Annotated in this window: 19 protein-coding genes; 9 read left to right on the top strand and 10 right to left on the bottom strand. The window is 33.1% G+C overall.

Annotated features, from left to right (window positions below):
• Nucleotides 1–27: 27 nt before the first annotated feature.
• From SLH33_RS02990 to SLH33_RS02960, 7 genes are all read left to right on the top strand, one after another.
• Nucleotides 28–912: a branched-chain amino acid transaminase gene (locus SLH33_RS02990; protein ID WP_320417592.1), complete on the top strand. Its 885-nt coding sequence runs from the start codon at nucleotides 28–30 to the stop codon at nucleotides 910–912.
• Entirely contained in the window at nucleotides 912–2,588 is a 1,677-nt protein-coding gene (gene ilvD, locus SLH33_RS02985; protein WP_320417591.1) for a dihydroxy-acid dehydratase, read from the top strand. Before SLH33_RS02990 ends, ilvD begins: the two co-directional genes overlap by 1 nt.
• An 11-nt stretch (nucleotides 2,589–2,599) precedes the next feature.
• A complete protein-coding gene (gene ilvB, locus SLH33_RS02980; protein WP_320417590.1) occupies nucleotides 2,600–4,336 on the top strand; it encodes a biosynthetic-type acetolactate synthase large subunit in 1,737 nt (578 codons plus the stop codon).
• 1 nt (nucleotide 4,337) lies between these two features.
• Nucleotides 4,338–4,868, top strand: a complete 531-nt coding sequence (gene ilvN, locus SLH33_RS02975; protein ID WP_320417589.1) for an acetolactate synthase small subunit — start codon at nucleotides 4,338–4,340, stop codon at nucleotides 4,866–4,868.
• Nucleotides 4,869–4,880: 12 nt separating this feature from the next.
• Entirely contained in the window at nucleotides 4,881–6,389 is a 1,509-nt protein-coding gene (ilvC, locus tag SLH33_RS02970; RefSeq protein ID WP_320417588.1) for a ketol-acid reductoisomerase, read from the top strand.
• Nucleotides 6,390–6,392: 3 nt separating this feature from the next.
• On the top strand, nucleotides 6,393–7,655 hold the full coding sequence (ilvA, locus tag SLH33_RS02965; protein WP_320417587.1) for a threonine ammonia-lyase IlvA: 1,263 nt from the start codon (nucleotides 6,393–6,395) through the stop codon (nucleotides 7,653–7,655).
• Between the two features lie 100 nt (nucleotides 7,656–7,755).
• Entirely contained in the window at nucleotides 7,756–8,763 is a 1,008-nt protein-coding gene (locus SLH33_RS02960) for a beta-ketoacyl-ACP synthase III (protein ID WP_320417586.1), read from the top strand.
• An 80-nt stretch (nucleotides 8,764–8,843) separates the two neighbouring features.
• On the opposite strand, the gene SLH33_RS02955 is transcribed toward SLH33_RS02960, so the two are convergent.
• On the bottom strand, nucleotides 8,844–11,249 hold the full coding sequence (locus SLH33_RS02955; RefSeq protein ID WP_320417585.1) for a TonB-dependent receptor domain-containing protein: 2,406 nt from the start codon (nucleotides 11,247–11,249) through the stop codon (nucleotides 8,844–8,846).
• A gap of 93 nt (nucleotides 11,250–11,342) precedes the next feature.
• Here SLH33_RS02955 and SLH33_RS02950 point away from each other — a divergent pair, with 93 nt between their 5' ends.
• A complete protein-coding gene (locus SLH33_RS02950; protein ID WP_320417584.1) occupies nucleotides 11,343–11,705 on the top strand; it encodes a CoA-binding protein in 363 nt (120 codons plus the stop codon).
• On the opposite strand, the gene SLH33_RS02945 is transcribed toward SLH33_RS02950, so the two are convergent.
• Genes SLH33_RS02945 through pyrR form a run of 5 tightly spaced genes read right to left on the bottom strand, consistent with a single transcriptional unit; the run spans nucleotide 11,702 to nucleotide 14,807 of the window.
• Nucleotides 11,702–12,640 carry a ribonuclease Z gene (locus tag SLH33_RS02945; RefSeq protein WP_320417583.1) on the bottom strand — a complete coding sequence of 313 codons (939 nt, stop codon included), beginning with the start codon at nucleotides 12,638–12,640 and terminating at the stop codon, nucleotides 11,702–11,704. The two genes, SLH33_RS02950 and SLH33_RS02945, sit on opposite strands and share 4 nt — an antisense overlap.
• Nucleotides 12,637–12,957 carry a T9SS type A sorting domain-containing protein gene (locus tag SLH33_RS02940; protein WP_320417582.1) on the bottom strand — a complete coding sequence of 107 codons (321 nt, stop codon included), beginning with the start codon at nucleotides 12,955–12,957 and terminating at the stop codon, nucleotides 12,637–12,639. Before SLH33_RS02940 ends, SLH33_RS02945 begins: the two co-directional genes overlap by 4 nt.
• 40 nt (nucleotides 12,958–12,997) lie before the next feature.
• Entirely contained in the window at nucleotides 12,998–13,330 is a 333-nt protein-coding gene (locus SLH33_RS02935) for a hypothetical protein (RefSeq protein WP_320417581.1), read from the bottom strand.
• Nucleotides 13,331–13,332: 2 nt separating this feature from the next.
• Complete coding sequence (locus SLH33_RS02930) at nucleotides 13,333–14,265, bottom strand: aspartate carbamoyltransferase catalytic subunit (RefSeq protein ID WP_320417580.1); 933 nt, start codon at nucleotides 14,263–14,265, stop codon at nucleotides 13,333–13,335.
• Nucleotides 14,262–14,807 carry a bifunctional pyr operon transcriptional regulator/uracil phosphoribosyltransferase PyrR gene (gene pyrR, locus SLH33_RS02925; protein ID WP_320417579.1) on the bottom strand — a complete coding sequence of 182 codons (546 nt, stop codon included), beginning with the start codon at nucleotides 14,805–14,807 and terminating at the stop codon, nucleotides 14,262–14,264. Before pyrR ends, SLH33_RS02930 begins: the two co-directional genes overlap by 4 nt.
• Nucleotides 14,808–15,132: 325 nt before the next feature.
• Here pyrR and SLH33_RS02920 point away from each other — a divergent pair, with 325 nt between their 5' ends.
• Nucleotides 15,133–16,794 carry a SulP family inorganic anion transporter gene (locus tag SLH33_RS02920; protein WP_320417578.1) on the top strand — a complete coding sequence of 554 codons (1,662 nt, stop codon included), beginning with the start codon at nucleotides 15,133–15,135 and terminating at the stop codon, nucleotides 16,792–16,794.
• Nucleotides 16,795–16,936: 142 nt separating this feature from the next.
• Here the strand turns inward: SLH33_RS02920 and SLH33_RS02915 are convergent, their stop codons facing one another.
• The 4 genes from SLH33_RS02915 to coaD all read right to left on the bottom strand — a co-directional run bounded on the left by SLH33_RS02915 (nucleotide 16,937) and on the right by coaD (nucleotide 22,210).
• On the bottom strand, nucleotides 16,937–18,877 hold the full coding sequence (locus SLH33_RS02915) for a hypothetical protein (protein ID WP_320417577.1): 1,941 nt from the start codon (nucleotides 18,875–18,877) through the stop codon (nucleotides 16,937–16,939).
• Nucleotides 18,878–19,125: 248 nt separating this feature from the next.
• Nucleotides 19,126–19,827, bottom strand: coding sequence for a CPBP family intramembrane glutamic endopeptidase (locus tag SLH33_RS02910; protein ID WP_320417576.1), 702 nt, complete (start codon nucleotides 19,825–19,827; stop codon nucleotides 19,126–19,128).
• A gap of 40 nt (nucleotides 19,828–19,867) precedes the next feature.
• Nucleotides 19,868–21,613 (bottom strand): M14 family metallopeptidase, encoded by a 1,746-nt coding sequence (locus tag SLH33_RS02905; RefSeq protein WP_320417575.1) that lies wholly within the window; start codon nucleotides 21,611–21,613, stop codon nucleotides 19,868–19,870.
• A 144-nt stretch (nucleotides 21,614–21,757) separates the two neighbouring features.
• Nucleotides 21,758–22,210 carry a pantetheine-phosphate adenylyltransferase gene (coaD, locus tag SLH33_RS02900; protein WP_320417574.1) on the bottom strand — a complete coding sequence of 151 codons (453 nt, stop codon included), beginning with the start codon at nucleotides 22,208–22,210 and terminating at the stop codon, nucleotides 21,758–21,760.
• Nucleotides 22,211–22,253 lie beyond the last annotated feature (43 nt).

Here is a 22,253-nt window from a genome sequence, read left to right as displayed (position 1 = left end):
TAACTTTGAATTAAATCGATTATAGCCATGTATTATACTAACGACAGTTACGTTTTTCATAACGGTAAATTTTTAAAGCCTGCAGAAGCAAATACTAATTTGTACGGACAAACCTTACACTATGGTAATGGTGTGTTTGAAGGTATCAGAGCTTATGATACTCCCGAGGGAGCAAAAATATTTAAAGGCTTAGACCATTACGAAAGACTTATCAAAGGGGCTCACGTAATGAGTATGGAATTTAACTATACTCCAGAAGAGTTATGTGAGATTACCTATGAATTATTAGAAAAAAATAATTTAAAAGATGCGTATATAAGACCATTGATTACTACGGGTGCTGATATGAGTTTACGAACGTCATCTGAGGTTAATATAACCATTCAATGCTGGGAGTGGGGTAAATATATGGGCGATAAGTTACTTAGAGTAATGACCTCAAGTTTTCAAAGACCTAACCCAAAATCGTGTTTTGTAGAAACAAAAGTTACCGGGCACTACGTAAATTCTATCTTATCAACTAATGAAGCTAAACAAAAAGGGTTTGATGAAGCACTTTTGTTAGATATGAATGGGAATGTTGCCGAATGCTCAGGAGCCAATGTATTCATGCAAAAAGGTAATAAATTAGTTACACCTCCAAAAGGACATATCATGCCTGGTATTACACGCTCTACAGTCATTGATTTATGTAAAGAAGAAGGTTTTGAAGTAGAAGAAAAACATTTCACATTAGAAGAATTAAAACAAGCAGATGCTTGCTTTTTTACCGGTACAGCTGCTGAAGTTGTTGGGTTACAATCCTTAGATGATTATCAATTTCCACTAGCGTGGGAAGAGTCGTTAGGTTATCAATTAATGCACATGTATAAAGATTTAGTATTAGGAAAACGCAAATTACAATCAGTATAATGGAGCTAAATAAATACAGTAAAACAGTCACACAAGATCCAACACAACCTGCAGCACAGGCAATGTTACATGCCATCGGATTAACTAATGAAGATTTTTATAAACCCATTATAGGAATTGCCAGTACAGGTTATGAAGGAAATCCGTGTAATATGCATCTGAATGATTTAGCAAAATTGGTCAAAAAAGGAACCAAAAATGAAGATGTGGTAGGACTCATTTTTAATACCATTGGTGTAAGTGATGGTATTTCTATGGGAACACCGGGTATGCGCTATTCATTACCTTCTAGAGATATTATTGCTGATTCTATGGAAACCGTGGTACAAGCAATGAGTTACGACGGGTTAATTACCGTTGTGGGCTGTGATAAGAATATGCCTGGGGCTTTAATGGCAATGATTCGCTTAAACAGACCAAGCATTTTGGTGTATGGTGGTACTATTGATTCTGGTTGTCATAACGGGAAGAAGTTAGATGTAGTTTCTGCTTTTGAAGCTTGGGGAAGCAAAGTTGCAGGCACTATGAGCGAAGCAGAATATCAAAGTATTGTTGAAAAAGCATGTCCAGGTGCGGGTGCTTGTGGTGGTATGTACACTGCAAACACTATGGCTTCAGCTATTGAAGCATTAGGAATGACATTACCTTTCAATTCTTCTAATCCGGCATTGAGTGATGCTAAAAAGGAAGAATCTGTAAGAGCAGGAGAAGCTATTCGATTATTATTAGAAAAAGATATCAAACCATCGGACATCATCACTAAAAAATCTTTGGAAAATGCAGTACGATTGGTAACTATTTTAGGAGGTTCTACCAATGCAGTATTACATTTTTTAGCCATTGCAAGAGCAGCTAATGTTGATTTTACCCTACAAGATTTTCAAAGAATAAGTGATGAAACTCCATTTTTAGCCGATTTAAAACCAAGCGGAAAATACTTGATGGAAGATGTTCATACTGTGGGCGGAATTCCAGCAGTACTAAAATACCTTCTTAAAAAAAGATTACTTCACGGTGATTGTTTGACCGTTACTGGTAAAACCATTGCTGAAAATTTATTGGATGTTGACGATCTATCGGAAGGACAAGACGTTATCAAGCCTATAGAAAAACCAATAAAAGTGTCAGGTCACCTAAGAATGTTATATGGAAACTTAGCTAAAGATGGTAGTGTGGCTAAAATTACCGGAAAAGAAGGATTGAAATTTACAGGAAAAGCAAAAGTATTTGATGGTGAGTATGAAGCCAACGATGCTATTAGAAATGGAAAAGTAGAAAAAGGAGACGTAGTCGTAATTCGTTATGAAGGCCCTAAAGGAGGTCCCGGTATGCCGGAAATGTTAAAGCCTACAGCAGCTATTATGGGTGCAGGTCTAGGTAAAGACGTGGCATTAATTACCGATGGACGTTTTTCTGGTGGTACACATGGGTTCGTAGTCGGACATATTACCCCTGAAGCACAAGAAGGCGGAACAATAGCTTTGGTAAAAGATGGAGATATAATAACTATTGATGCAGAAACCAACAGTATTACGCTAGAGGTTTCTGAGGGAGAATTGCTAGAAAGAAAAAAACAATGGAAAGCACCAGAACTTAAATTTTCAAGAGGTGTTTTATATAAGTATGCAAAAACGGTTTCATCAGCTTCCAAAGGTTGTGTTACTGATGAATTTTAATTTTTATAATTATGAAAGAGCTACAAACAATAGAAAGAGAAGCTACAAAAGTAAAAACAACCGAACGTATATCTGGTAGTGAAGCAGTAGTGAGATGTTTATTAGAAGAAGGAGTTGATATTCTGTACGGATATCCAGGTGGAGCTATTATGCCTGTGTATGATGAGTTGTATAAATACCAAGATAAAATTCATCATGTGTTAACACGACATGAGCAAGGAGCAACTCATGCAGCTCAAGGGTATGCACGTATTTCTGGTAAAGTGGGTGTTGCAATAGCTACTTCCGGCCCCGGAGCCACAAATTTAATCACAGGAATTGCAGATGCACAAATAGATTCTACACCCATGGTGTGTATTACTGGTCAAGTAGGGTCACACTTACTCGGTACAGATGCTTTTCAAGAAACGGATATTGTAGGTATTTCTACACCGGTTACCAAATGGAATCATCAAATAACAAAAGCATCAGAAATCCCAGAAGTTTTAGCAAAAGCATTTTACATAGCAAGAAGCGGAAGACCTGGACCAGTTTTGATAGACATTACTAAAGATGCACAGTTTGAAGAATTCGATTTTAAGTATGAAAAATGCAAAGGAGTTCGCAGTTATAATCCTTTACCAAAAATCGATTTATCATCTGTGAAAAAGGCTGCAGAATTGATCAATAATGCCAAAAAACCATTAGTGGTTTGGGGGCAAGGAATCATTTTAGGAGAAGCTGAAGAAGAGTTTAAACAAGTGATTGAAAAAGCTGGCTTACCCTCAGCATGGACCATTTTAGGAGCTTCGGGAATACCCACAAGTCATTCTTTAAATGTAGGTATGGTTGGAATGCATGGGAACTATGCACCTAATGTGTTAACAAATGAATGCGATGTATTGATAGCTATAGGAATGCGCTTTGACGATCGTGTTACGGGAAATTTAAATACCTATGCAAAACAAGCCAAAGTAATTCACTTTGAAATTGATCCTGCGGAAATTGATAAAAACGTAAAAACCGATGTGGCTGTGTTAGGTGATGCCAAAGAGTCGTTAAGAGTATTATTACCTCTTTTAAATGAAAATTCGCATCAAGAGTGGCATCAAAAGTTTAAAGATTTATACAAAATTGAACATGAAAAAGTCATCAATAACGATTTAAATCCGACCAAAGAAGGCTTAACCATGGGTGAAGTTTTAAAGGAAATCAATAAACAAAGTCAAGGGAAAGCAGCAATTGTAAGTGATGTAGGGCAACACCAAATGATTGCTTGCCGTTATGCCGATTTTAATACAACGAGAAGTAATATTACTTCGGGTGGTTTAGGCACTATGGGTTTTGCGCTTCCAGCGGCAATAGGAGCTAAAATGGCTGCACCAACTAGAGACGTGGTTGCGGTTATAGGAGATGGAGGTTACCAAATGACCATTCAAGAGTTGGGAACTATTTTCCAGACGAAAGTACCAGTAAAAATCGTGGTGCTGAATAATGATTTTTTAGGGATGGTTCGTCAGTGGCAACAATTATTTTTTGATAAACGCTATGCATCCACAGAAATTCTAAATCCAAATTTTGTTGCTATTGCTGAAGGTTATCATATCAAAGCAAAAAAAGTGACCAAAAGAGAAGATTTAGCTTCTGCTGTAAAAGAAATGATGGATGCTAAGGAAGCCTATTTTTTAGAAGTTTCTGTTGAAAAGGAAGACAATGTTTTTCCTATGATACCTACAGGAGCAAGTGTTTCAGATATAAGATTAAGTTAGTATGAGTCAAGAAAAACAATTATACACCGTTACAGTGTACACTGAAAATAATATTGGATTACTCAATCGTATTTCAGCAATTTTTCAGCGAAGACACATCAATATAGAAAGTATCAATTCTTCGGTTTCAGAAATAAAAAACATTTCTAAATGGACGATCACAGCCACCTTATCAGAAGAACAAATAAAAAAAATTATTGGTCAAATAGATAAGCAGGTTGAGGTAATAAAAGCCTATTATCATACTGATGAGGATACTATTTATCAAGAATCTTGTTTGTTTAAAATAAAGTCGGATTTGTTGTTCAACGACCGTCAAATCCAAAATATCATTAAAGAAAGCAATGCAAGAATTGTTACGGTGAACAAAGAATTCTTTGTACTTGAAAAATCAGGAAGAAAAAGTGAAATAGAATTACTTCACAGAGAGTTAAGCGCTTTCGGAATTTTACAATTTACAAGATCCGGACGCATAGCAGTTACAAAAGAACCCATGGAAATAACAAAAATGCTTGAAGCATTTCAATTATAAAAACATACTACAATGGCAAATTATTTTAACACATTATCATTAAGACAACAATTAGAACAATTAGGCAAATGTCGCTTTATGGAAGCGTCAGAATTTGAAGAAGGCGTAAAAGCATTAAAAGACAAAAAAATAGTAATTGTAGGGTGTGGAGCTCAAGGTTTAAATCAAGGATTGAACATGAGAGATTCAGGTTTAGATGTTTCTTATGCCTTACGTCAGGTGGCTATTGATGAGCAGCGTGCTTCATACAAAAACGCTACTGAGCATGATTTTAATGTGGGTACTTACCAAGAATTAATTCCGACTGCTGATTTGGTGTTGAACTTAACACCCGATAAACAACATACCAATGTGGTTACTTCTGTCATGCCTTTGATGAAAAAAGGAGCAACGTTAAGTTATTCTCACGGATTTAATATTGTGGAAGAAGGAACAAAGATTCGAGAAGATATTACCGTAATTATGGTAGCACCAAAATGTCCAGGAACAGAAGTGCGTGAGGAGTACAAACGTGGTTTTGGAGTACCTACTTTAATTGCAGTGCATCCAGAAAATGATCCTGAAAATAAAGGATGGTCGCAAGCTAAAGCGTATGCGGTGGCTACGGGCGGACATAGAGCAGGAGTGTTAGAATCTTCTTTTGTTGCTGAGGTAAAAAGCGATTTAATGGGCGAGCAAACCATTTTATGTGGTGTGTTACAAACGGCATCCATTTTATGCTTTAACAAAATGGTTGAAAAAGGAGTAGATACGGGGTATGCAGCTAAATTAATACAATATGGTTGGGAAACTATTACAGAAGCCTTAAAGCACGGTGGAATCACGAATATGATGGACAGATTATCCAATCCTGCAAAAATTAAAGCTTTTGAATTATCTGAAGAATTAAAAGATATCATGCGTCCTTTATTTCAAAAGCATATGGATGATATTATGTCCGGACATTTTTCTGAAACCATGATGAAAGATTGGGCTAATGATGATAAAGATCTGTTAACATGGAGAGCCGCAACTGCTGAAACGGCTTTTGAAAAAGCTGCATTAACATCCGCAGATATTTCAGAACAAGAATATTTTGATAACGGAGTTTTGTTAGTAGCCTTTGTAAAGTCGGGAGTAGAGTTGGCTTTTGAAACGATGGTAAGTTCGGGTATTATTGAAGAATCTGCGTATTACGAATCGTTACACGAGTTACCGTTAATTGCAAATACTATTGCAAGAAAAAAATTGTATGAAATGAATAGAGTGATTTCCGATACTGCAGAGTACGGTTGCTACTTGTTTGATCATGCAGCAAAACCATTGTTACAAGATTTTATGAAATCAGTTAATACTGATGTAATTGGTAAACCTTTTTCAAAAACCAATGAAGTAGATAATGTGTACTTAATTAAGGTTAACGAAGCTATTAGAAATCATACTATTGAAGCGGTAGGTAAACGTCTGCGTAATTCAATGACAGCAATGAAGAAAGTAAAATTAAAGGTAGAAAAGGAAGTTAAAGATGCAGTTTTAGTATAATTTATGGAGGTAGAAACAAAATATAAAGTATCGTTAAAAGATGTAAAAGAAGCAGAGGTTACTTTAAAAGAAGTTGTTTCTGTAACACCTTTAATGCATAGTTTAACCTACTCAAAAAAGTTTAAGGCAAATGTATTTTTAAAAAGAGAAGATTTACAACAAGTGCGCTCTTATAAAATTCGTGGTGCCTACAATAAAATAAAGTCATTAACTCCACAAGAATGTGCAAGAGGTATTGTTTGTGCAAGTGCCGGTAATCATGCGCAAGGAGTAGCATTAGCTTGTAGCCGGTTAAAAATAGAAGGGACTATTTATATGCCTTCACCTACACCAAAACAAAAGGTTGAGCAGGTTAAAATGTTTGGAGGAAAGTATGTAACGGTGAATTTGATAGGAGATACTTTTGATGATTCTTATAACGAAGCTCTAAAAGAATGCCACCAATCTTCAAAAATATTTGTACATCCTTTTGATGATCCTAAAATTATAGAAGGACAAGCCACCGTAGCCTTAGAAATTTTAGAGCAAGCCAATCAACCAATTGATTATTTGTTTCTTCCAGTAGGTGGAGGAGGATTGGCATCCGGAGTCTCAAGTATCTTTAAATTAATATCTCCTAACACCAAAATAATTGGAGTAGAACCCAAAGGAGCACCTTCTATGAAAACAGCTTTTGAAAAAGGGTACAATGTAAAATTAGAAGAAATTGAAAAATTTATAGATGGAGCTTCTGTGCAACAAGTAGGAGAGTATACCTATGCTATTTGTAAAGATACCATAGATGAAATGAGTACCGTTGCAGAGGGAAAAGTGTGCCAAACTATTTTAGACTTGTATAATAAAGATGCAATTGTGGTAGAACCTGCTGGGGCTTTGACTATTGCATCTTTAGATGATTTTGCAGATGAAATTCAAGGCAAGAATGTGGTTTGTGTGGTAAGCGGGAGTAATAATGATATTACAAGGACAGCAGAAATAAAAGAGCGTGCTTTGTTGCATGCTGATTTAAAACACTACTTTATAGTTCGTTTTCCGCAAAGGGCGGGAGCGTTAAAAGAATTTGTTGCAGAAATTTTAGGTCCTGATGATGATATCACTCATTTTGAGTATACTAAAAAATCTAGCAGAGAAAATGCTCCTGCAGTGGTGGGTATAGAGCTCAAAAATAAACAGGATTTAGAGCCTTTAATAATAAAAATGAAGGAACGTAATTTTTTTGGTGATTACTTAAATAATAAACCTGATTTGTTTCAGTTTTTGGTGTAAATAAGAAATATTGATATATGTGATTTTGTGCAAAAGTTTAAAATTCATACTTTTACAGGCTTAAATTTTGCAAACAACTAAAAAACAATCACATATAATTATGTATAGTTCAAAAATTACAGGTTTAGGATACTATGTTCCAGAAAATGTAGTAACTAATGATGATTTGACGCAGTGGATGGAAACCAGTGACGAATGGATTCAAGAAAGAACAGGAATCAAAGAACGTCGTTGGATAGACCCTAAAACTGGTGATACTACAGCGGTAATGGGAGCTAAAGCTGCCAAAATTGCTATTGAACGTGCCGGATTAACTAAAGATGATATTGATTTTATCATTTTTGCAACATTGAGTCCGGATATGTATTTCCCAGGTGGAGGAGTGCAAATTCAAGATATGTTAGACATGCCAACAATTGGAGCGTTAGATATACGTAACCAATGTTCTGGTTTTATTTATTCAATGTCAGTGGCAGATCAGTTTATAAAAACGGGTATGTATAAAAACATATTGGTAATAGGTGCTGAAAACCATTCAGGAGGGTTAGATAGATCTACTCGTGGACGTGGAGTTACTGTAATTTTTGGAGACGGGGCAGGAGCTGCTGTATTATCAAGAAATGAAGAAGAAGGAAAAGGAATTTTATCTTCACACTTACACTCTGAAGGGGCACATGCTAAAGAACTAGCATTGATTGGCCCTTCAACAGGAAGATGGGTACCTGAGATTTTAGAAGCTAACGATCCAGATGATATATCTTACTTCCCATATATGAACGGACAGTTTGTATTTAAACATGCAGTAACTCGTTTTGCTGAAGCTATTAATGAAGGTTTGGAAGCAAACGGATTACAAAAAGAAGATATTGATATGTTAATTCCGCACCAAGCAAATTTACGTATTGCACAATTTATTCAAAAGAAATTCCAATTATCAGATGACAAAGTATATAACAATATCATGAAATATGGTAATACTACTGCGGCATCTGTAATTATTGCTTTAACAGAAGCTTGGGAAAAAGGAAAGATTAATGAAGGTGATTTAGTGGTGTTAGCAGCCTTTGGAAGTGGATTTACTTGGGGTTCTGTTATTATCCGCTGGTAATTAGATTTAATTTAGTTTAAGATTGAAATAAAAAAATCCGAAGCAATGCTTCGGATTTTTTGGTTTGAATAAAACCCCGATTAAAAGAAGCCTCCGCCTCCTTGGTTTTCATTACGATCTCTTCTTTTTCTAGATTTAGCTTTGTTTTTTCCACTTCCAAATCTGTAGTTAAAACCTAAATAAGCAGTTTGACTTTCCCAGTTAAATTGACCGTTTTGTACGTATGGGTTGGTAGAGTCAAAAGCAAATTTCATTCCTTTAAAAATATCATTCACTCTAAAAGAAAGCGTTCCTTTACCATCAAATACATTGTAAGTTGCTCCTGTATTTACCATCCACATATTCTTACGATTAAATTGTATACCGTCTTGAGAACCTCTGTACATGGCAAATACTTGAAAACGTAAATCTTTTGTAGCTGTAAAGTTGTTGCTAATTCTTGCGTTAAAGGTGTCGGCATCTACTTCTAAGGGTTCGGCATTTGGATCAGTTAAATCAACCACTCCTAATTGTTTTTGAGCATAAACTTCGGTACTTAAATTAGCTCTCCACCATTTGGCTAATTTTAAATTTGCAGAAAACTCTAATCCATAAGCATCTGTATCTTCAAAGTTGGTGTAAGATAAAATTTGACGTACTTCATTTGGATCTTCAGGGTCTTGATAAGTTACACGAGAAATAACATCGTTAATTTTTCTGTAGAATGATCCGATAGTAAATGATCCTCCTTTAATTTGTCTTGTATAATTAAATTCAAACGAGTTTGTGAATTGAGGTACTAGATCTGGATTACCAATAGAGGTAATTAATGGCGTACTCCATTCACGAATTGGATTTACTTGTCCAATTCCAGGTCGGTCAACTCTTCTGCTATAACTTAATTGAAATTGATCTTTTTCTGTAGCATCATAAGTCATAAACACAGAAGGATATACACTAAATATTTCATCAGTTACTTTAGCAGGTTGCTCACCTTCTTGATTAAAATTACCTTCAATATCATACTGTTCAAAGCGAGCACCTAACTGGGTGTTTAACTTACCAAATTTATGTCCGTAATTTACATAGGCAGAATAGATGTTTCTATCATATTTAAAGTCAGAATTTGGATTCCCTTCTTGTGTAGTTATGTTATTATTTTGAGTTTTGTTTTGACGATATTCAACACCTAATTCCAGCTTACCATTTTCAGAAATTGGATTGGTATAATCTAAGTTAATCTGAGTGTTGTTACCTTCGTTTAAAATATCAGTTATATAATTTAAACTTTCATCCGTAGGATTAATTACATCTGTATTAATGGCATCTTCAACACCATCGTTTTCTGTGTAATTGGCTTCAAATTCAATGTTATGTCCTTTATCATTAAAATCATGTTTATAGTTTACATTATAAGTTGCAGAATGATTATCCATTATTTGGTTGTTGAAAGCATCACTTACTAAAGTACCTGTTTCTGTAATCATGGTTGTTCCGCTTCCACCACCGTTATACCAGTTTTGAGTTGTATATAATGATAAAGTATTTTTTTTGTCTAAATAAATATCTGCTCCTACTTTGAATAAATGAGATCTGTTTTCATTTACAAATTCAAAATCTTGCAGCCTTTGTGCTCCTGGTCTGTCAACAAAACCATAATTGTAATTATCTCCTCCGTTATAACCATAATTGCCGAAGAAATTTACATTACCAGTTTTATAGTTCATGTTGGTAGATGTATTATAACGTACATAATGGCCTGCAGTAACTCCAAAATCTACCGTACCATTAAAACCCATGTTAGCATTTTTATTTAAAATAATATTGATGATACCACTCATTCCTTCCGGATTGTATTTTGCAGACGGATTGGTAATTAATTCAATACTTTTAATAGATGACGATGGTATTTGTTTAAGTATTTGTGCTTCACTAATATTTGTTGGTTTACCATCAATTAATACGCGTACATTTTCATTACCACGTAAACTGATGTTTCCTGTTTGACTGTCAACACTTACAGATTGTACATTGTTCAGTAATTCTGAAGCAGTAGTGCCCGCAGCAGTTAAATCTTTACCAACATTTATTACTTTTCTATCAACTTTTTGTACAACCGTTGAGGTTTCTGCTCTCACTTCAACTTCTTGTAACGTTGTAGAATCTTCTTCTAAAAAAATAGTCCCCAGATTTACATTTTTATGATCCTTGTTAATAGTAATATTTTTAGCAACTGTTTTAAAGCCTATGAATTGAATTTCAACAATACTTTTACCTTCTGGTATGTTCTTAATGTTAAATTCACCTTTATCATCTGTAATTCCTCCTGTTATTACTTTTCTTGAAGTGTCATACACTACTATATTTACATAGGGTAGTGGTTGGTTAGATAGCTTTTCAATTACCTTACCCATAATTGTCCCCGGTTTGGGTAAGATATTTTTCTTCATTTGTGCAAATACCCCTGTTTGTAATATAAGAGCAAATAGCAATAATAGTTTTTTCATTTTAATTGTTTTGAGTAGTTTTAGTGTTTAAAAGACGGATTGGTAAGAAAGATGTTACCATTCTTAACGTTGTTTAACGTAATATTAACACATATGAAAAACACAACTCTAGTATTAGGAGCTTCTACAAATCCTATCAGATATTCATTTATGGCAATTCATAAATTGAGAAATCATAATAAAAAAGTGGTAGCTATTGGAGCTAAAGAAGATAAAGTACTTGATGTGCCTATAGTTACAGAAAAGGTTGCCTTTGATACTATTGATACGGTTACGATGTACTTAAGTCCGAAAAATCAAAAAGAGTACTATGATTATATTTTATCGTTACAACCTAGACGAGTAATTTTTAATCCAGGAACTGAGAACCATGAGTTAATGGAGCTGTTAAGAGAAAATAATATTGAGGTTGAAGTAGCGTGTACTTTAGTGCTACTTAATTTAGGTCAGTATTAGTTGTGAATTTTCAAAGGGAGAGAACTATCAAATGTTTTACCAACTTCTGCCAATTCAACATTGTCAAAAACGGTTTGAGCTTCTTTTTTAAACTCTTCTAAATTTGTGTATCTGCTAGAATAATGCCCTAAAATAAGTTTTCCTACGTTAGCCTTTTCAGCAATGATTGCAGCTTGTTGGGCAGTAGAGTGTTTTGTTTTTTCGCATAACCTTTCTAAATCTGTTAAAAAAGTAGATTCATGATACAGTATATCCACTTCTGAGATAATAGGAACTATGGCAGGTTTAAATTTAGTATCACTACAATAAGCATAACTTTTTGGCTTTGGCGGATCAATAGTAAGTTCTGTATTAGAAATAATTTCTCCAGAGCTTAAAATAAAATCTTTTCCTGCTTTTAAGTTGTGATAATCACAAACCTCAATTTCATCATACATTTTAATATTATCAAGATGTAAATTACGAGGTTTAGGTTTTTCAGTGAATAAATAACCATTGGTATATACTCTATGATCTAAAGGAATAGTATGTACAGTTACTTTATCATCTTCAAAAATTAATTCGCTTTTTGTTGATGATAACTCATGAAAAATAATCTTGTATTTGGTATAAGAACTGGTTAATTTGAGTTGCATTAAAGTAATTTCTTTAATACCTACTGGTCCGTAAATATGTAAGTCTTTTTCTCTATTAAGAATTCCGAAAGTAGAAATTAAACCAATCAATCCAAAGAAATGATCTCCGTGTAAATGAGAAATAAAAATATGGTTTATTTTAGAGAAGCCTACTTTGTATTTACGCATTTGGCGTTGTGTGCCCTCTCCGCAATCAATTAAAAAATGACGATTATTAATTTCTAAATATTGTGCAGTAGGGTAAGCATTGGCACGTGGTGTAGCCGAATGGCATCCTAAAATAGTAAGTTGTATACTCATCGAATAACAAAGCGCTTTGAAATAATTTCATTATTGCTTTGAATGGCATATATATACATACCTGGTTTAAGATTTCTAGCTTCAAAAATTATTTCTTTTTTTCCTTTTTTAGTATAGTACCCTTTTTTAAATACGGTTTTGCCTAAAACATTCTTTACTATTAAAATGATACCTTGTTCTTGAGCAGAATCAAAAGAAATTGTAGTTGTATTGGAAAACGGATTAGGAGATGCCATTAAATTATTTACAGCTTTTTCTTGAGAAAAAGTGGCAATGGTACACAGAAAAAAGAATAATAAAAGTACTTTTTTTATCATAGACTGAGTTTTTGGGGATTATACTCTTTGCTAATATACGTTAAAAACCTAAATCTCGTTGAATATTTTCCATTTCTAATACATCTTCCGCTTCTTGTATGGTAGGAACTATGTTAAATGTTTCCGGAAATTTATCAACGTCAACACTCGAACAAACTAAAACAAAAGTCATACCATTTTGTTGATGTTGTTCAGAATAATCCAAAAATACAAAAATATCTTGGTCTTTTAAGTTAAGATTTTCAGAAATAGATACAATTAAATGCTTTTTTGAAAAATCAGTATATTTTTCCTTAAAATTTTCTACAAACTCTAAAAATGTAGGTTCATTTGAAGAAATGTATAAATAATTGGGTTTGTTTTCAATTTTCATGCTTATTGTTTTATTTGTTGGGCTAACAAATAAATGGCTGCCATTCTTACTGCTACTCCATTTTCTACTTGGTTAAGAATAATAGATTGATCGCTATCTGCAACATCACTTGTCATTTCTACACCACGGTTAATAGGTCCCGGATGCATAATCACAATATCCTTGCCAAGGTTGTCTAAAATTTCTTTGTTTATTCCGAAAAGTTGTGTGTATTCACGAGTAGAAGGGAAGTATTTAATATCCATTCGTTCGTGTTGTACACGTAACACATTGGCAACATCACACCACTCCAAAGCCTTTTTTAAGTTGGTTTCAATTCCAACGCCTAAACTTGAAATATAACGCGGAATTAAGGTTGTAGGACCACATACTTTAACTTCTGCACCTTGTAGTTGCAGTGCAAATATGTTTGATAAGGCTACACGAGAGTGTAAAATATCGCCTACAATAACTATTTTTTTTCCTTTTAGGTCTGAATTAAGTGCTTCTCGCATAGAAAAACTATCTAGTAAAGCTTGAGTAGGATGTTCGTGGGTTCCGTCTCCTGCATTGATGATTTTAGCATCTACGTGTTTTGATAAGAAAACCCCTGCACCCACATTGGCATGACGCATCACCACAATATCAACTTTCATTGATAAAATGTTGTTAACTGTGTCAATTAACGTTTCTCCTTTTTTTACAGAAGATTGTCCTGCCGAAAAGTTAATAACATCTGCCGATAAACGTTTTTCTGCTAATTCAAACGAAAGTTTGGTACGTGTACTGTTTTCAAAAAACAAATTGGCAATGGTAATATCACGAAGTGAAGGTACTTTTTTAATAGGACGATTGATAACTTCTTTAAAATGAGAGGCAGTTTCAAAAATAAGTTCTAAATCATTTTTGGTAAGATATTTAATGCCTAATAAATGTTCTACACTTAACTGCTTCATTTTTTTTGAGGTTCAAGGTAAATTGCGTCTTCTTTATGCGTTTCTTTCCAGTTAACTACTACTTTTTCTTCGTTGATAGCATCTACTTGTCTTCCTCTGTAATTAGGTTGTATGGGTAAATGACGGCTAAATCGTCTATCAATTAACACCAATAATTCTACATTGGTAGGTCTCCCAAAAGCTTGCAATGCTGTTAATGCAGAACGAACACTTCTACCAGAGTACAAAACATCATCTACAATCACCACATTTTTATTTTCAATTAAAAAGTCGATTTTTGTTGGAGTAGCTTCTAACGGTTCATTTTTTCTGCGGAAATCATCACGGTAAAATGTTATGTCTAACAAGCCTAATTTAAGATCTTTTATTCCGTAGTCTTTTTCTAAAATTTTAGCCAAACGTTGTGCTAAAAAAGTACCACGTGGTTGTAAACCAATTAATACTGTATTAGAAAAGTCGTTGTGATTTTCGATTAACTGACACGCTAATCGATGCAGAATAATGTCGATTTCTTTAGAAGTAAGTAGTTTTTTTCTGCTCATTTGTCGCTATCACATTTGTTTGATAGTTTCAAAACTCAAAAATAAGTGAAAAATTAACTTTAGCAAAGTTAATGGCATATTTATTCTTAATTAAAATTAAAGAGATTATTGCCTTAGCAGGAATGACACAGTTAAGAAATAGCATTAGGGATTGAGTTATTTGTTTGAGCTCTTTTTTAATTGCTATTTCAACTATGCTCAATAACCGATTAAAAAAAGCGAGTAACGAAAGCCCGCCGTGAAAGGGAACGCCCAAATTTAAACTTCAATAAACCATGAAACATCAAATAATGTCTATATTTGCACGCTTTTTAAAAGACTAATTATGACAGATTTGAAGAAAATACTAGGAAGCAATATAAAAAATGATGTACTGGCAGGTATGACGGTTTCTTTAGCTATGATCCCTGAAGTAGTAGCCTTTGCGTTTGTTGCGCAAATAGATCCTTTGGTTGCGTTATCTGGTGCCTTTATAATTGGATTAATTACTGCAATTTTTGGTGGTAGACCAGGTTTAATATCGGGTGCAGCAGGTGCGGTTGCGGTTATTTTTGTGAATATGATTGCAGAAGGACACGAGAAAGGGATGCTGTTTGATACGCCGATAGATAATATGGGCTATTATTATTTATTAGCAGCTGTTGTTTTAATGGGATTGATTCAAGTTTTAGCGGGTGTTTTTAAATTAGGTCGTTTTGTACGGTTAATTCCTCATCCGGTAATGATGGGATTTGTAAACGGTTTAGCCATCGTTATTTTTATTGCACAGGTTAAAATGTTTACGCATAAGCAATTAGAAGTAACTAAAGAGGGGTTAAAAAAGTATGTAAATATTCCAATGGAAGGTATTGAACTATATACTATGATTGGACTTGTGTTGTTAACTATGGGAATTATTTGGGGATTGCCAAAGCTTACTAAAAAAGTTCCTGCTGCCTTAACAGCAATTTTAGTAACCAGTTTAATCGTTATTTTAGGAGGTATAGAAACCAGTACCGTAGGTTCTTATATTAGAGAAGGAGGAGGAGCAGGATTGTCTGGTAAATTTCCTACACCTAACGTAGAGTTATGGCAAAACTTACCGTTTAATGCCGATACGTTGTTTTTTATTCTGCCATTTGCTTTTTTAGCAGCTTCGGTAGGTTTAATTGAGTCGTTGATGACGATGAATTTAGTGGATGAATTAACAGAAACAAGAGGTAACGGAAACCGAGAATGTGTTGCCCAAGGAGCTGGTAATATTGTAAGTGGTTTGTTTGGTGGTACAGGAGGTTGCGGTATGATTGGTCAAACCGTGGTAAATATTAATGCAGGAGGTAGAGGACGCTTATCGGGTGTAATGATGGCGTCAACACTTTTAGTTTTTATCTTATTTGCTGATACCTATATTGAACAAGTGCCTATTGCAGCGTTAGTAGGGGTAATGTTTATGATGGTTATTGATACGTTTGCTTGGTCTAGTTTTAGAATTATGAAAAAAATACCAAAGTCAGATGCTTTTGTATTGGTAATAGTTTCTGCTGTAACGGTGTTCTTTGATTTGGCAATTGCTGTTTTTGTGGGAGTTATTATTTCGGCGTTAGCTTTTGCTTGGGAAAGTGCAAAACGTATTAGAGCGCGTAAACGTATGAAAGCAGACGGAACCAAAGTATATGAAATTTGGGGACCTTTATTCTTCGGAAGTATTACCTCATTCAACGAAAAGTTTGATGTAAAGAATGATCCTCAAAACGTTGAAATTGATTTTGTAGAAAGCCGTATTTCTGATCACTCAGCATTAGAGGCGTTGTTTGTTTTGGTTGAAAAATACCAAGCGGCAGGAAAAACAATAAAATTAAAACACTTAAGTAAAGATTGTAAAGTGTTGATGTATAAAGCGAGTGAGAAATTTCATGATGTGATTATTGATGATGTAGATGATCCTCGTTATCATTTAGCTGAAAATCCAGAGGCATTCCCGAAGCCTTTAGGAGAATATAAGTTTTAATAAAAACGCCCGCAATTGCGGGCGTTTTTGCTTTCATCGCTATTACTTTTATATAAGATTAGATGTATCTTTAAGTATAAATACAGAACAAACAGAAAATCTGGGAGTATTTTTGTAAATAGGTGATTACTAATAATTAATTTTATACGGAGTTATTTCCAGTTTTTTGTTCCATTTTATATAAATTCAAATCGTCTTCAATTTTATAGATAACAAGAATTAATAGTTTTAATAACGTCAGATAATCATTCTGTTGGGTATCAATTGAACTGCTGTTACTTCCGTGTAAATACTTATTTCTTAAGTCCAATCCGTTAGAAAACTCTTTTTGGTTTAGATAATAATTCAAATATCTTCTTTCTTCGATGGTGAATAAAGTATTTTCAAATTTTACCATTCCGTTATTTTCCATTTCTAAAATAACGTTTCTTGTCCGTTCGGAATAATGCCAAAAATTTATAACATCTTCATAATGTAGCTTCCCAATTACAAAAATCAATTCTTGATTGTTAATTCTTAAAAATCCACCTTTATCGGTTGATAAATATTCATTTGAAATTAAATAATCAATTTCTCCTTTTTGATAATCTTGGAAGTCATTATAACTTATGTTTTCGTTAATAATTAACTGATAAAATGTTCTGTATTTTTCTTTAAAAGGCTCTATGTAATAGAGCATAGATTGATTAGAAAAGAAGCAGTATTTTATTCTCAAATATTCATTACTCTTTCCATAAACATATTTCCTTTTTAGTTTACTGTTTACTTTACTTAAATGTAACTGAGAAGTGCTTATTCTCAAAAGATCAAAATCTATATAACCTTCCTCTACGTAACATTGGTATTGCTTAATTAGAAATTCTAGTTCAGGGGCAATAAATCTGATTTTTTCTAATGGTGAAGCATTTTCAGAAGCAAATGAAATTGTTAAGCCTTTAATTTCGAACCTTTCATTTAAAATTTCATTTACTTGATGCGATAAAACTTGTTCAAGAGTTATATTATTTTCTTGTAAATAGTGTATGTAGATTGCTAATTGTAAATGAGATAATAAACTTTTGCTGTGAAACTTAAAACTAATTAAGTATTCGTTTTTAGAACGCATAAAAGTTCTTTGAAATGAGTCAATCTCGTGATTTTTGCTTACTAATTCAATGCAACCTTGTGCGTTGACATATTTAAATAAATAAGAGAAATTACGAAAAACATTTTGATTGGATCTTGTAGTGTTTAACCACTTTTCTGAATAGCAATGGGTAAATTGTCCATTCTGATTTTCTAATTTATAAGGTTCTTTCTGGTCTTTTGAAATAGAAACCTGTAAAACGTTAGTAGAACCTGTTCCTTTATCAAAAATTTCATCGTTTTGTTTTTTCTCTAATCTTTTAGCTTTTAATTTTGTTTTGTCTGATATTTTTAAAGTCCTTGATTTAACAACTAATCTAACATAGTTTAAATTAGCGTTTGGTGAATCCAAATAGTTTAGTATTATAGCTTCCTTATCATTATCATTTAATGACGTTGGAAAGAATAGTTTTGGTTTTTCAGAAAAAATGTGGTCTTCTTCAAATTGGGAAAGTAATAACTCTGCTGATTCTGTCGATTCAATAAGATAATCTTTAATTGTTTTAGAATAATGATTGACTATATTTTTTTGCTTTAAAAACTGTCTTATATAAAATCTACCATCTTTTAAAATTTCAGTTATGCTTTCTGCTGATATTTTTTTGTAAAGACTTAATTGGTTTATTAATGTCCAAAATGACTCATGATATTGGTAATCTATCGAATAAAAATAAGTTGTGATATTTTCATTATTGATTTTAATAAAAAATGAAGTGATTTTGTTCCAAAATGAATCGACAGTCTTTATGTAGTTTGATTTTGTTTCAATACTCCAAGAATTTCGATAAAGTTCATTGTCAAAGTAAAGTTTAATCTGATATAATTCTAAAATATCGTTTATATCATAGTTTTTTTTTGAATCAAAGTTGTCAATTAATGGTTCAGCATTTTCTAGATTTCTATCACCTGATAAATCTTGTATAGAATAAAAAACTACTCGATTTATATCTCTTTTCATTGTCGAATTTCAAATTTGGGTGATTTTCGGTCAAATTATTGTCAATATGTTAAGACATCCATGCTTTCAATGATTGATGTCGCAATCTGTAGCTAAGTAAATGTTTTTTATTTAAAAAGTCAATTAAAAGATTTTAAAAACCGGTACTAACATAAGAGCTTTTTCATAATGTTCGGTTTGTTGGTAGAAACAGCACAGGTGTGTTCTTAGATTTTTATTTAAATGATCAATTATTTTTTAATGGTCTTTTAATAGCCAAAAAATAAACTATTCGCAAGTTCATAATAATTTAGTTTATCAAAATATGCCAGGGTAATAAACATACTGTCTATTAAAGAATGTAGCACAATGGTTACCCAAAGGTTATAGTTGGTTTTTACGTAAACGGTGGCAAAGATTAATCCGAATATAAAGGTCATTATAAGTCCGCTGATGCCTTGGTATAAATGTGGAATACTAAAAAGTACTGCTGACAGTACTATAATAACTGCTGTTTTAAATTTAAAGTTGGGTAGTATTATAGAAAATTGTCTAAATAAGAAACCTCGAAATAATATTTCTTCCCCAAATCCGGCACTTATCAAAATAAAAACAAAATATTTTAAGAATTTAGAGAAGTTATGGGCAACACTTTTAAATGCAGAATAATTGGCAACTTCACCTGTAAGTTTATTAACAAGTGGTTGTATAATAAAATCTAAAATAGGTTCTAAAAGAAGAAAAAGTAAAAGCCCAGTACCAATTGTTTTTAAAAAACTAGTTTTTGGTTGTAATCCAATTCTTTTTAAAGAGGTGTCATTCCAATAAGTAATTATCAAAACCGAAATGATAATGATGATAAAAGTATATGGAAAAGACGTCCACGGATTAAAAATAAAACTGTAAACTAAAATAAATTGCAATAAAGCTAAAGTTTTAGGATTGAGGGTTAGTTGTTTAAAAATATTCATAGCTTTTAGTGGGGGTCTATTTTTTACTTATGAGACGGATTTAAAATAATTTATATACAGGCACTAACATATGTGCTTTTTCATAGTGTTCTGTTTGTTGGTAGATCCAATATAGTTGTGCTCTTGGGTTGTTAGCAAACTCAGAGTCTGTTTTTAATTTTTCATCAAACGTTTTTTTAACTTCTGGGTTTTGCTGTAAGAATTCTTCTGCTTTGTCTTCAAAAACATAGGCTGAGAATCCTTCTTTTTGTTGTAAAACAGTATCGAAAAAGTTCCAGTTAAAAAAGCTATCCACAGCTTCAGGTTCCAAGGTTTCGAGTAAATAACGTACACCAATTTGATTGGTAGGAATGAATACATCCCCTTTTTTTAAATCAATATTTTTAGTCGATTTTTTAACTTCGGTATTGTAATGTAAATAATGTCTTTCAAAGGGCATTTGTACCGTTTCAAAATGAGCAATATGATTAACTTCTACAGTAATTGTAGTATCTTTTTTAAAACGGGTAAACTCAATACGGTTATTTTCTAATCGCTCAATTACGTTGTGCCAACCATCCGGAATTATATATGCTTTTGGTATGTTTACTTCTTTGGTAACCGTGAAGTTATTGTAATAATTTACTTCTTTTTCAAAAGGTTTACTACGGTCGTAAAACAAGCGTTTTCCGTTGGTAACTTTACTATCAATATAACTTCCTTCAAAACCTTTAAACGTAAAAGGAGATGGGTTTTCTTTGCTAACTTTATAAGCTATTGGGTACGTTTGCTTTTGCAAGATTTCATCAACTGCATGAGTGCGTAACTCTTTGATTTTTGCTGAGTTTTTCTCGGTAAAATCTATAGCTGAAAATAATAACTCATAGGTTTGCTCTACTCTTGTTTTATAGGGTTTTAACATGTGGGTTTCTACCATTAAACCTAACGTATTAAATAAGGTTGTATAACCCGTAGAATAACGTGGAGAATCCATAAACTGGGACCAGCCTTCATCTGGCGTAGTTCCCCAAACATTTACATACGGAGTAATTGGGATACCTTTATTAGCCAATGATTTTTCTATACTCGGACGCATTTCTTGCTCTAAAAATTCGCCTAATTTTCCGCCCAATTTATTGTGTTGTGTAAATAAATGCGTGATAGCGTATTGATAATCGGCACCATTACTTACATGATTGTCGATAAACACATCCGGATTTACCGTATGGAAAATTTCAGCAAAAGATGCTGCATTTTTGGTATCTTGTTTGATAAAATCTCGGTTTAAATCGAAGTTACGAGCGTTTCCTCTAAAACCGTATTCTTTAGGTCCGTTTTGGTTAGCACGTGTATGAGAATTTCGGTTTAACGCGCCACCAATATTGTATACAGGAATTACACAAATCAATGTGTTTTTATATACTTTTTTCAAAGAATCATTTTGTACAATATCTCTCAAAAATAGCATAGAAGCGTCAATTCCGTCTGATTCTCCCGGGTGAATTCCGTTGTTGATCAGAATTCTGTTTTTTGTTGATGCTTTGATGTTTTGTACATCGGTTTTTCCATCTGCATTAAAAACTACCAAATGTAATGGATTACCGCTATCTGTAGTTCCTATTTCGTGTAATGAAATTTCAGAATACGCATCAGCTAAATCTTTGTAATAACTAATAACTTCTGGATAAGTTGGAGTTTCTGTTCCATTTGATGTTTCAAAAAGTGTGGTGAAATCTGTTGTTTTTTTCTTTTCTGTTTTTTGACAAGAAATGATAAGAATAAGTAGTAGTAGGGTTAGTTTTTTCATGTTAGTTGAGATGAGGGTGTCAGTTCGAGCGCAGTCGAGAACTTTTGAATTGTCACGCTATCAAAAATCTTTCGTAAAAAATCAAAATGTATTTTTATTGAAAATACATTTTGATTTTAATAATGCTCAAGTTGATAAATGAATTTATATTCTTACAGAATCTGGTACCAAGCCAGTGTAATCTCCATTATTTCTAATAACATCACGTACAATAGATGATGAAATATAACTTTTACCAGAAGAGGTTAATAAGAATACGGTTTCTATTTCAGATAGTTTACGGTTGGTGTGTGCAATGGCTTTTTCAAACTCAAAATCAGCAGGATTACGAAGTCCTCTTAAAATAAATTGAGCATCCACTTCTTTACAGAAATTTACCGTTAATCCTTCATACGTTACTACCTTAATTTTCGGTTCATCTTTAAAGGCTTCTTCTATAAATTGCTTGCGTTTTTCTAAAGGAAACATATAATTTTTATCGGCATTGATACCAATAGCAATGATCAATTCATCAAAAAGGGTTACCCCACGTTCAATAATATCAAAATGCCCTAAAGTTATCGGATCAAAAGATCCTGGAAAAATAGCTCTTTTCATGTTTTTTCTTTTGTTATTCCCACGTAGGCGGGAATCTATTTTG

Origin of the sequence: Tenacibaculum sp. IB213877 (assembly GCF_034043975.1) — a bacterium.
Lineage (GTDB): Bacteria > Bacteroidota > Bacteroidia > Flavobacteriales > Flavobacteriaceae > Polaribacter.
Note: the sequence above shows the minus strand (reverse complement) of the source record. Positions and strands in the feature narration are given on the sequence as shown.